Source organism: Christiangramia sp. (assembly GCF_029937855.1).
Taxonomy (GTDB): domain Bacteria; phylum Bacteroidota; class Bacteroidia; order Flavobacteriales; family Flavobacteriaceae; genus Christiangramia.
Map to the genome: position 1 here is coordinate 65,730 of NZ_JAPYPC010000009.1, position 13,080 is coordinate 78,809.

At 37.0% G+C, this 13,080-nt stretch carries 6 protein-coding genes; 5 read left to right on the top strand and 1 reads right to left on the bottom strand.

Features of this window, described 5'->3' with window-relative positions; all coding sequences use genetic code 11:
* Positions 1–14 precede the first annotated feature (14 nt).
* From Q1K34_RS07055 to Q1K34_RS07075, 5 genes are read left to right on the top strand one after another with little or no spacing between them, the layout of a single operon-like run.
* A complete protein-coding gene (locus Q1K34_RS07055; RefSeq protein WP_300436392.1) occupies positions 15–3,275 on the top strand; it encodes a VCBS repeat-containing protein in 3,261 nt (1,086 codons plus the stop codon).
* A gap of 4 nt (positions 3,276–3,279) precedes the next feature.
* Entirely contained in the window at positions 3,280–6,636 is a 3,357-nt protein-coding gene (locus tag Q1K34_RS07060) for a VCBS repeat-containing protein (RefSeq protein WP_300436394.1), read from the top strand.
* On the top strand, positions 6,617–9,895 hold the full coding sequence (locus tag Q1K34_RS07065) for a VCBS repeat-containing protein (protein ID WP_367183308.1): 3,279 nt from the start codon (positions 6,617–6,619) through the stop codon (positions 9,893–9,895). Before Q1K34_RS07060 ends, Q1K34_RS07065 begins: the two co-directional genes overlap by 20 nt.
* Before the next feature lies 1 nt (position 9,896).
* Entirely contained in the window at positions 9,897–11,243 is a 1,347-nt protein-coding gene (locus Q1K34_RS07070) for a vanadium-dependent haloperoxidase (protein WP_300436397.1), read from the top strand.
* A gap of 4 nt (positions 11,244–11,247) precedes the next feature.
* Positions 11,248–12,168 (top strand): GyrI-like domain-containing protein, encoded by a 921-nt coding sequence (locus Q1K34_RS07075; RefSeq protein WP_300436400.1) that lies wholly within the window; start codon positions 11,248–11,250, stop codon positions 12,166–12,168.
* A 15-nt stretch (positions 12,169–12,183) separates the two neighbouring features.
* Here the strand turns inward: Q1K34_RS07075 and Q1K34_RS07080 are convergent, their stop codons facing one another.
* The gene (locus tag Q1K34_RS07080) at positions 12,184–13,059 is read right to left on the bottom strand and encodes a YegS/Rv2252/BmrU family lipid kinase (protein WP_300436403.1); all 876 of its coding nucleotides are present in this window, start codon (positions 13,057–13,059) and stop codon (positions 12,184–12,186) included.
* Positions 13,060–13,080 lie beyond the last annotated feature (21 nt).

Sequence of the window (13,080 nt, forward strand, 5' to 3'; positions counted from 1 at the left end):
TATTTTCTTTCATTATGCTTATGTTCTTGCAGGCTTGCAAAAAACAGGACCTTCTTTTCGAAGAGGTTAAAGTATCCCATTCTAATCTTAAGTTTTCCAACGAACTTAATCAGGATTCTCAACTTAATATTTTTAATTATCTCTATTATTACAATGGAGCCGGTGTCGCGGCAGGGGATTATAACCATGACGGACTTAAAGATTTATATTTCACCTCGAACGAAAAAGAGGATAGGCTTTTTCTTAATACCGGTAACTTTATCTTTAAAGATATTACTACAACATCCGGAATAAACAATGCTGATGGATGGACCACTGGAGTGAGTAATGTAGATGTGAATGGAGATGGTTTACTTGATCTTTATGTTTGTAAGGTAAGTGGATTTCAGAAGCTTAAGGGTCATAATCTTCTGTATGTTAATCAGGGCGCAGATGAAAATGGCATACCTGTATTTAAAGAACAGGCAGCCAGGTACGGTCTTGATTTTTCAGGTTTTTCCACTCAATCTGTATTTTTAGATTACGATCTGGATGGTGATCTGGATATGTTTTTACTGAATCATTCAGTGCACCCAAATAGAAACTACGGCAGAGGCAGTAAAAGGCAAAGTTTTGATCCAAAATCGGGAGACCGTTTATTTAGAAATGATAATGGATTTTATAAAGATGTTTGTTCAGAATCGGGAATATTTCAGGGAGTGATTGGTTATGGATTGGGAGTTGCCGTTGGCGACCTTAATAACGATCTATACCCCGATATTTATGTTGGTAACGATTTCTTTGAGAATGATTATTTATATATCAATCAGAAAAATGGCAAATTTCAGGATTTGATTACCACTGAGCCTGAAAAAATGGGTCATACTTCTCATTTCTCAATGGGAAACGACATTGCAGATATTAATAATGATGGCCTTGCAGAAATAATATCTCTAGACATGCTTCCTGAAGATTTGGAAACCTATAAAACTTCAGGTCTGGAATTTCCATATCAAACCTATTCTAATTACCTGAAGAATGGTTTTTCTCCACAATACATGCAAAATACGTTACATCTAAATACTGGAAAACTGAATTTTTCGGAAACCGCATATCTAAGTGGGATAGCAGCCACAGAATGGTCCTGGGGTGCACTGTTTGCAGATTTTGACAATGATACCAATAAAGATCTTTTTATTACCAATGGGATCAAGGGGGCAACTAACGATATGGACTTTATACGTTTTATCTCCAATGAAAAAATTCAGAAACAATTAAGCCGGGGAGAATTTGAAAATTATGATGATCTTATAAAGGAATTGCCTGCTAAAAAATTATCTAATTATATTTTCAGGAACCGCGGTGATAATACCTTTGAAAACACTACTGAAAAATGGCTTGAAGCAGCACCTACTTATAGCCATGGTTTTGTGTATGCAGATCTGGATAATGATGGGGATTTGGACTTAGTTGTGAACAATACTGATAAAAATGCAGGTATATTTAAGAATAACGCAGAAAGATTAAACAGAAATAATTATTTGAAGGTTAATCTTAAAGGAAATAATTCTAATACATTGGGAATAGGTGCAAAAGTTTTGGTGTATTCCAATGGCAAGATGCAACAGCAGGAGCATTATTTAAGCAAAGGTTATCTTTCTTCTTTGTCTCCAGGTGTTCATTTTGGTTTATCCGATCATTCAGTGGTAGATTCAGTTAAAGTAATTTGGCCGGGGTTTTTAACGGAAACAAAATATAATATTAATGCCAATACAATAATCGCTTTCAATATAAAGGATGCCGACTCTCTGGTTTATAATGATTCACAAATAATCCCTCTCTTCACTAAAAAGGATTCTTTGATAGACTACAGGCATGTGGAGCAATCTACCCTTGAGTTTAACCGTGAACCTCTAATTCCCTTCGGTTATGGAAATTTGAGTCCGCGAATTGCTGTTGGCGATATTAACGGCGATGATCTTGAAGATTTAATTATAGGTGGGGGGAAAACGCAGGCTTTAAATATGTGGTTGCAAAACCCTGATGGTAGTTTGGAAAAAAGGGAAAATAATATTTTTAAGGATGCTGCTATTTCAGAAGATATAGATCAAATATTTTTTGATGTAGACGGCGATAAAGATCAGGATTTAATAGTGGTAAGTGGAGGTAATGAATTTACAAAAGGAAAAGCTTTGCAACCGCGATTGTATATAAACAAAAATGGGAAATTTGAATTAGATGATCAACAGTTTAAAGATCTTGCCTTAAATGCTTCCAAAGTGACTTCGGTAGATCTGAATGCTGATGGCGCTCCCGATGTTTGCTTTAGCGCAAATATAGTTCCTGGAGAATATGGTAAAACTCCAGTACAGTATTTGTTTTTAAATGATGGGAAAGGCAATTTCAAAGAAATAACAAGTCAGTATTCCGAGGCATTTAAAAAGGCAGGAAATGTTCAGGATATTATCTGGATCGATATCAATAATGATAATTTTCAGGATGCTATTGTGGTGGGCCATTGGATGCCAATCAGCATTTTCCTCAATAACGGTAAAAAATTTACCAAACTCAATGCTGAACTTGAGAATACAAATGGATGGTGGAATAGCGTAACCGCAGATGATTTTGATGGAGATGGTGATATTGATATAGTGGCGGGTAACTGGGGGCTTAACTCCAGATTAAAAGCCTCTGAAGAAAAACCAATAAAGCTTTATCTCGGGGATTTTGATGGAAATAAATCTATAAATCCTGTGGTGAGTTATTTTTACGGTAATAAGGAGACCGCTTTTTCGTCTAAGGATGAACTTGATAAACAAATGCCTTTTTTGAAAAAGAAATTTCAGACTTATAAAGAGTACGCAGCTGCAGATTTTTCTGAAATATTACCCGAAGAAAAGCTTGAAAATGCTGAAATAAAGCAGGTTTTTGAACTGGCCAGTTGCTATTTTGAAAATAAAGGGAATAATACTTTTAAAAAGCATATTTTACCCTTCGAAGCACAGGTCTCTTCAATTTTTGCCATTAATAAGCATGATTACAATAATGACGGATATCCTGATCTATTTTTAGCAGGAAACAACTATGAAATTAGCACTCAATTGGGTAGATTAGATGCCAGCCATGGTACTGTTCTTATTAACGATAAAAATGATTTTTTTGAAGTTTATAAAGGAGAAATACCTGGCGTTTCCGGGGCTGCCCGGGATATTGATGAAATCTGCATAAATGGTGAATTACATCTTGTTATAAGCCTGAATAATGGAACCCCAGTTATTTTGAAAAGCAATAATTAAAAACATGAAATTCTATACATATTTAACCTTTCTCAGCTTTGTCTTTTTTCCACTACTTATCTCCTGTAATAAGGATAAAAAAGAAGATAAAGCAGAAGTTAATAAAAATACGCTCTACACTTTACTTCCATCTGAGGAGACTGGAATAGATTTTTTAAATGAAGTAAAGAACAGTCCAGAATTAAACATTTTTAAATACCGTAATTTTTATAATGGAGGGGGAGTTGCCATTGGCGATATCAATAATGATGGTTTACCAGATATTTACCTTACCGCTAACATGAAGCCCAATAAGCTTTATCTGAATAAAGGCAATTTTCAATTTGAGGATATTTCAGCTTCCGCGGGTGTTGAAGGGAATAAGCCCTGGTCAACCGGAGTGAATATGGTAGATATCAATGGCGATGGCCTGTTAGATATTTACGTTAGCAATGCCGGGAACATGGAAGGTAACAACCACGATAATGACCTTTATATCAACAATGGGGATCTGACTTTTACTGAAAAAGCCAAAGAATTTAATCTCGCCGAAACCGGTTTCAGTACCCATGCTTCTTTTTTCGATTATGACAAAGATGGGGATCTTGATGCCTATATTCTTAATAATAGTAATATTCCAGTAACCAGTCTTGGATATGCCGAACAGCGGGAAGTAAGAGCCCAGGATTGGGAAGGGGTTCCTAAAATTTTTCGGGGTGTAGGAGATATGTTGCTTCGAAACGACGATGGTAAATTTGTAGATGTTAGTGAAGAAGCGAATATCTACGGAAGTTTGATAGGTTTTGGTTTAGGCGTGATGGTAAGCGATTTCAATAATGATCTTTACCCCGATATCTATGTTTCCAATGATTTTTATGAACGGGATTATCTCTATATCAATAATCAGGATGGAACTTTTACCGAGGAAATAGAGAAGTGGACATCGCACCTATGCCTTTCAGCAATGGGCGTGGATATGGCAGATATCAATAATGATGGTTATAGTGATATTTTTATTACCGATATGCTACCCGATTCTGAAGAGCGCGTAAAATCTGTGATGGAATTCGAGGGCTATAATGTTTTTAAACTGAAGCAAAGCAAGGATTTCTTTCAGCAATATATACATAATACGCTTCAGCTGAACAACGGCAATAATTCCTTTTCTGAAATTGCCAATTTTAGTGGGGTAGAGGCTACCGACTGGAGTTGGGCTGGCCTTATTTTCGATATGGATAATGACGGGAATCGTGATATTTATGTTACCAATGGGATTAACCACGATCTTACCAATATAGATTTTGTGGAATTTTTCGCCAATGAAATTATCCAGAAAATGGCATTAACCGGGAAAAAGGAGGCTATAGATTCCATTATAAATAAAATGCCTATAACTCCACTTCCCAATTATGCCTTTCAGAATACCGGTAATTTGAAATTTAAGAATTCTGCAAAAGAGTGGGGACTGGGAATCCCAAGTTTGTCCAACGGTTGTGCCTATGGCGATCTTGATAATGATGGTGATCTGGATCTGGTGGTAAATAATGTAAATATGGAATCTTTTATTTATCGCAATAATTCAGATAAATTGAAAGATAGAAATCATCTAAGGATTCAGCTAAAAGGTAATCAAAAGAACCGCTTTGGAATTGGTAGTGTTATTAGGTTATATCACGAAAAGGGGATGCTGATGCAGGAACAGAATCCTTCCAGGGGCTTTCAGTCATCTATGGATTATACGATGAATATTGGCCTGGGAAAAGTGGAAAACATAGATTCGTTAAGGATTATCTGGCCAGATAATTCCACGCAATTGCTTCAGGATATTAAACCAAATACTAACCTGGTACTGAATCAGGATGAAGCATTGGTAAAATATATTCCGAAGCCGGTAAAGCAACAGAAACAGTTACTAACTGAAATACCTGCGGAAAACTTCGAATCCCATACGGAGAATTCTTATACCGATTTTGATTATGAAGGCATGATCTATCAAAAACTTTCACAAGAAGGGCCTTCGCTTGCCGTAGCCGATATTAACGGAGATGGGAATGAAGATGTTTTTATTGGCGGGGCAAAAGAGCAGCCCGGAATTATTTATATCAATAGAGGTAACGGAAACTTGCAAAAGTCTAAACAGCCAGCTCTGGATGCCGATTTTCTTTTTGAGGACACTGCAGCAGCATTTTTTGATGCCGATGGAGATGGAGATCAGGATCTTATGATTGGTTCTGGAGGTAATGAGGTAGGAGAGAACCAGAATTACAGACCACGTCTATATTTAAATGACGGTAAGGGAAGATTTACACCCTCTACAGAGATCATTCCCTCGGTTAACCAGAATATTTCTGTTATTGCACCCCATGATTTTGATGGCGATGGGGATATAGATGTATTTGTTGGTTCCCGCAGTGTGCCCGTAAATTATGGGATAGATCCTCCGCATTTATTTTTGGAAAATGAGGGAAATGGCAAATTTTCAAACGCTTCTGAAAGGATTGCCTACGATGTGAAATACGCAGGAATGATAACCGATGCCATCTGGCAGGATATCGATGGGGATGAAAAAATGGACCTTATTACAGTTTCAGATTGGGGAGCGCCGAAGATTTTTAAGAATTCCGGAAGAAGACTTTCCAATTATAAAACCAATCTAAATGAATATACCGGATGGTGGAATACCATAGAAACAGCCGATCTTGATAATGACGGCGACCAGGATCTTATTTTAGGAAATAAAGGTTCCAATATTCCTTATAAGACTTCTATGGATAAGCCAATGAAACTTTGGGTAAACGATTTTGATAACAACGGAACCATAGAACAAATTGTGACTCAACATAACGAAGGTAAGGACTACCCTTTACACATGAAAAAGGAAATGATCTCTCAACTGGTTTTTCTGAAAAAGGAAAACCTGAAAGCATCTGAATATGCCCGGAAATCGATAAAAGAATTGATGCCAAAAAATAAAATAGAAAACGCAGTAGTGAAAGATGCTGTAATTTCAGAAACTGTGATCGCAATTAATGAAGGAAACGGTAATTTTAAGATCAAGGAACTTCCCGGCCGCGTTCAGTTTTCCTGTGTTTGCGGCATTTCATGTACAGATGTGAATAATGATGGCAATCTGGATCTTATAATGGCAGGTAATAATTACGAATTCAAACCTCAGTTTTCAAGACTGGATGCCAGCCTGGGAAATGTGCTGCTTGGCGATGGTAATATGAATTTTGAATGGCAGGATTACACTAAAAGCGGCTTCAATATAAAAGGGGAAGTTAAATACCTACAGCGATTTACCGATAAAAATGGTAAAACTTTTATTATAGCTGCGATTAATGATGAAAAACCAAAGATTTTTGAAATCACAAATTTATAGAATATTTAGTTTCCTTTTTTTGATAATTGCTGTTGTTGGTTGTTCAAAGAAAGAAGAAAAGTTTTTTTCAAATCCGGAGGCAAAGGTCTCCGGAATAGATTTTACGAATAAGCTTACTGATAACCGCGATCAGAACATCCTGGACTATCTTTATTTTTATAATGGCGGAGGGGTAAGTATAGGCGATATCAATAACGATGGTTTGCCAGATATTTATTTTACAGGAAACCAGGTTAAAAACAAACTTTATCTCAATAAAGGAAATCTAAAATTTGAAGATATTACCGAAAAAGCCGGAGTTCAGGGCAATAGTACCTGGAATACCGGAGTTACTATGGCCGATGTGAATGGAGATGGTCTTTTAGATATCTATGTTTCCGCAGTGGTGGGAATTAACGGTTTTATTGGTTACAACGAACTTTTTATTAATAATGGCGATCTAACATTTTCTGAAAAAGCCAGGGAATATGGGCTTGATCTGGAAAATTATTCCTCCCAGGCAGCTTTTTTCGATATGGATAATGACGGAGACCTGGACATGTACCTTTTAAATCATGCAGTGCATACCAATAACTCTTTTGGGCCTGCTGAAATAAGGAATAACAGGGTTTACGAAAGTGGGGATAAATTAATGCGGAACGATAATGGCACTTTTACCGATATAAGTGAAGAAGCCGGTATCTATGGTGGAGCAAATAGTTACGGACTGGGGATAAGTACTACCGATTTTAATAATGATGGTTTTACAGATATTTATGTAGGAAACGATTTTCATGAAGATGATTATTATTATCTGAATAACGGAGATGGGACTTTTACTGAAAGCCTCAAATCCAAATTTGGTCATGTTTCCAGGTTTTCAATGGGTAATGATGCTGCAGACATTAACAACGACGGGTTTATAGATCTTATCACTCTGGATATGTTGCCAGAGAATGAAAAAATTCTGAAATCTTCGGCAGGGGAGGATGATGTTAACGTTCATAATTTGAAAATAGATCGCCTTGGCTATCATCCTCAATATACCCGAAACATGCTCCAGCTAAATATGGAAGGGGAGTATTTTGCTGAAATTGCCCTTATGAGCGGTGTTGCCGCAACAGATTGGAGTTGGGGCGCTCTGTTTACAGATTTGGATCAGGATGGGAATCAGGATCTTTTTATTAGCAATGGTATTCCTAAACGCCCGAATGACCTTGATTATATAAAGTATACTTCGAATGAACAAATTCAGCACAAACTGGATCAAACTACGCTGGTAGACAACGAGGCGCTTGATAAAATGCCTTCAGGGGCAGTGACAAATTATGTTTTCAAAGGAAAATCCAACGGTACTTTTGAAGATATGTCTGAAGTATGGATTGAAAATGATTCTATCATTTCTACAGGGGTTGCTTATGGTGATCTGGATAACGATGGGGATATAGATATAGTTACTAATAACATCAATAAACCTGCAAGCATTTATATAAATAATGCAGCGACCGGAAATCATCTTAAAGTTAAGCTCTCGGCCGGTGCAGGAAATACTTTCGGAATTGGGAGCAAGGCGATACTTTATACCGATGGAGGAAAACAATTCCGCCAGTTATACGCCACCAAGGCTTACCAATCTTCCTCAGAACCATTAATTCACTTCGGAATTCCCAAAAATGCCAAAATAGATTCCCTTAGTATTATCTGGCCAAACCAGACTGTTCAGACTTTGACTTCAGTTAAACCTAATTCGAGCCTGAGTTTAAAGCCAGAATCGAGTGATAAAAAGGCAAATCTCAAAAAACTGTTCTATAAAAATTCTAAAAAATGGTTTTCTAAAGCGGAAACTGATTTCGGCCTTGATTATACCCATAAGGAAAATCCATATTTGGATTTTGATCTCCAAAAGTTGATCCCTCATAAAATTTCAGATCTGGGTCCGGCAGTGGAAGTAGCAGATTTGAATAAGGACGGTCTGGAGGATGTTGTTTTTGGTGCTTCCAGGTACAAACCTTCAGTGATTTATTTTCAGGGTCAGGATGGATTCACCAGGAAAAAGCCTGAACATATTGCAAAAGATTCCCTTGCGGAGGATATAGATATAGAGATAGCCGATTTTAATAATGATAATAATAAGGATATTTTAATCATTTCCGGAGGTGGGGAATCGGTAGGAAATAATAGGTGGTTATTGGATAGGTTCTATAGTAGGGATCAAGACTCTTTTGAAAAAGATAGCCTCTTTCCGAATATGTATGGTAACTCCTCCGTGATAAAATCTGCAGATTATGATAACGACGGAGATCTGGATGTATTTATTGGCTCTAATGCTGTAAATTATAAATATGGAGAAATCCCAAAATCAAATCTGCTTAGAAATGAAAATGGAAAATTCGTTCTCGACACCAGGTCTACTGTTTTTGATAGCTTAGGAATGGTCAATGATGCGCTGTGGGAAGATTTTGATAATGATGGTGATCTGGATCTTATTGTAGTGGGAGAATGGATGTCACCCACATTCCTGGAGAACAAAAATGGAGCTTTTACAGAGGTGACCGATAATTTTATTTCAGAAAAATTAAATGGTCTTTGGCAGCGAGTTTTAGCTTACGATATAGATAAAGATGGGGATATGGATTATCTGCTTGGCAATTGGGGCCTCAACACGAAACTAAAAGCTTCGGGAGAATTCCCCCTTTTAATGTATTTTAAAGATTTTGATAATAATGGCCTACCTGAGACCATATTAGCGACCGAAAAAGACGGGAATTATTATAGTATTCATGGAAAAGACGAGCTTTCTTCCCAACTTAGTCATTTAATAAGAAAAAAATTTCCTACTTATAAAGATTTTGCAGGAAAAACAGTTGAGAAAATTTTTAGCAGGCAAGAACTGTCAACCGCTTTGAAGAGGGAGGTTCATACCCTTGCTTCTGGATACCTGGAAAACAATAATGGAAAGTTTAATTTTCGGGAATTTGATCTTCAGCTACAGCTTGCACCTATAAGGGCAATGCTCAAGTATGATTTCAATAAAGATGGTGTAGAAGAAGTGTTACTGGGAGGTAATTATTTTGGAGTTACCCCATATCATGGTAAGTTTGACGCTTTTGGAGGCGCGTTATTAATTAGCCCTGACAAAATTCTGAATTCCAATGAAATTGGTTTAAATTTGTCACAAAAATCTGTTAAAGATTTTTCAATTATAAAAATACAACAACAGGCATATTTGATGATTACGATAAATGATTCTGAAATTGAACTGTATAAAATGAACTTTTAATATGAAGAAATTTATATTACTTTTTTTATTCTCTGTAGTTGTAATTTCCTGCGGAAAGAAAACGGAAGGAATTGAAGTGACTGCAGAAGATTTTCATGAGGCAAATGATAACCTCACAAAGGTTATGGTGCACGATATATTTTCTCCACCCGTGGCAAGCCGTGTCTATGCTTATTCCAATATTGCAGCCTATGAAGTGATGGCTAAATTCGATCCCCAATATAATAGTTTGGCTGGCCAGTTAACCGATCTTACTCCTGCTCCTGAATCTACGTCTGAACAAACTAATCCCGAAGTAGCGGCACTTGTTGCATTTTATGAGATTGGCAAAAATCTTGTTTTTTCAGAAGAAAGGCTTACTGTTAAAAGAGATAGTATTTTTAATATCTGGAAAGAAAGGGATGAAAAGACATTTAAAATCTCTGAGGCCTACGGTTTACAGGTTGCAAAACATATTAAAGATTGGATGGCTAAGGATAATTATGCTGAAACCCGAACTATGCCTAAATTCTCTGTGCATACAGATGAGGATAGCAGATGGCAGCCCACTCCGCCCTCTTATATGGACGGTATAGAGCCACATTGGAGCAAAATACGTCCCTTTGCTATAAATGCTGCCGATCAGTTTAAACCCATACCACCACCGGAGTTTTCAATGGAACCGGGAAGCCGTTTTCATAATGAGTTGATGGAAGTTTATAATATTCGTGAAGAAATTGCCCGGAATGAAGAGGATAGTGAAAAAATGGCCATTGCAAAATTTTGGGACTGTAACCCCTATGTTTCTATTCTTAGAGGGCATTTAATGTTCGCCACTAAGAAAATTACTCCTGGAGGCCACTGGATTGGAATCACCAAAATAGCCTGCCAAAAATCTGAGGCCGATTTTAGTAAATCTATTTATGCCTACGCTAAGACTTCAGTAGCGCTTGCAGATGGATTTATAAGTTGTTGGGATGAGAAATATCGAAGTAGTTTGGTGAGACCAGAAACCCTCATTAATAAATATATAGATGAAGCCTGGACGTCTGTTTTGCAAACGCCTCCATTCCCTGAATATACCAGTGGGCACTCAGTGATTTCTGGTGCTGCAGCCATAGCACTTACCGATATTTTTGGAGATAATTTTAGTTTCGAGGACGATACCGAAGTAGAGTACGGCCTGCCCGTAAGAAGCTTTAGATCTTTTAAGGATGCTTCTAATGAGGCAGCGAATAGCAGGTTATATGGAGGTATCCACTATCGTGCTGCTATTGAAGTAGGTCTTGACCAGGGACAGGCACTTGGTAAATTCGTTGTTGATAAACTCCAAATGGCTAATACCAGTACCGAGCTGGCTGTCAAATAATTTTATGAAAAAAGCGTTTTTCTTTTTCCTGTTGCTCGTGTTTTCAGGATTGATCTGGTATCTCTTTATCAAGAAATATGACTACCAGTTTATGATGGAAGCCAAATACGGGCCCGGTGCTGTATATCAGGAAATTTCAGACTGGAAGAGGTTTGATCCTGATTCCTCTCAAGACAATATTTATTTAACAGAGGAACAGCCGTTTGAAAGCCTTACTCAGAAAGTACATTCCAATAATTCTCCAATAGAACTGAACTGGGAATTCGAAAGAAAGAATGATACGGTTACCAACATTACTCTAAACCTTAGATCTTATAAAAATTCGCTAGCCAATCGCTGGAATATTATAAATCCTTTTTCTGAAAGTGAGTATATAGATACTTTAAAACAGCGTTTGAGTACATTCAATCAGGAATTAAAAGAAAAGCAACGGGCTTATCGAATTCAAATCCCCGATAGTATCGTACATTCTCCGGCATTAGACTGTATATGCCATCATTCCACGAATATTCCTGTAAAAGATAAGGCAATTGAAATGGTAAAAACCATAAATATCCTTGAAGATTATATTCTGAAGCGCGATCTTAAATTAACGGGAAGCCCCTTCGTGAAATTGACAAAGTGGGATAGGGAGGAAAATATGATCAATTTTGATTTTTGTTTCCCAGTAAACCTGGCTCAGGATATAAGGCCCTATGGAGAAGTAGAATTCAGGCAAATCCCGTCTTCTACCTCATTAAAAGCAATATTCAATGGTAACTACAGGATATCTCATTTGGCCTGGTATGATCTTTTGTATATAGCCGGGCAAAGGGAGCTAAAAACAAGTGGACTGCCACTGGAGATTTTTTATAATAATCCCAATCTGGAAAGTTCTCCTTCAAGCACCTGGAAGGCCGAAATATTTTTGCCGGTTACGCATTAAAAACTCTAATCTTTATTAATTGGGGATAGCAATGCGAAGTTTTTCAGGCAGGATCTTGATTTCAACTTCAGTTTTTTTCCCTATATATTCACCATCAATCTGAAAGGCTACAGGTTTTCTACAGGTGATTTTGGCTTTTTCTGCCGTGATTATTTCTACAAATTCGGAATCCAGATCGGTTTCATTACGAAGTGTTTTTAGAATTTCCAGGAGATCCAAATTTTTAAAAATAAGGATTTCAAAGATTCCATCATTAAGCTTTCCATGGGGATTGATATTTGCACCTGTTCCATATTTGTTGGCATTCGCAATCCCCAAAAGAACCGCGCTTGCTTCAATTTTATTCCCTTCCGTTTCAATAATAAATTCAAAAGGAAATTCACTTTGAATAAGCGTGGGGATAGATTGGAGAAAATAACCAATTTTACCCCTTACTGAAGAATTTTCGTAATTCTTAATAAGTTCTGCGTTTATGCCTAAGTCGCTAAGATGTAAACAAATAATACCGTTTAGGCATAGAATATCAAGATCCATATAATTGGTTCCAAGGGCAACTTTTATCTGGTCATTGACCATTTCCGGCAGATCAAGATTTTCAGCCATTCCATTGGCAGAACCAGCTGTGATAATTCCCATGATGATATCGGTTTTTTTAATAGCTTCGGCCACAAGATTTATGGTGCCATCACCCCCAGCAACAATTACTCGCTCAATTTTTCGCTCCTGGATTTTATTCTGAATTTTAATTATATCATTATCTCCAGTTGTAGAAAATAGGTGGAAATTCAATCCATTTTCCACCACTTCATCCCGAACACAAGAAATGATCTTTTCCTTGTTCGTTTGACCTGAAATAGGGTTTACAATCAATAAAACTTCCTTAAAATTCATTTAATACACTTTAGGATACGC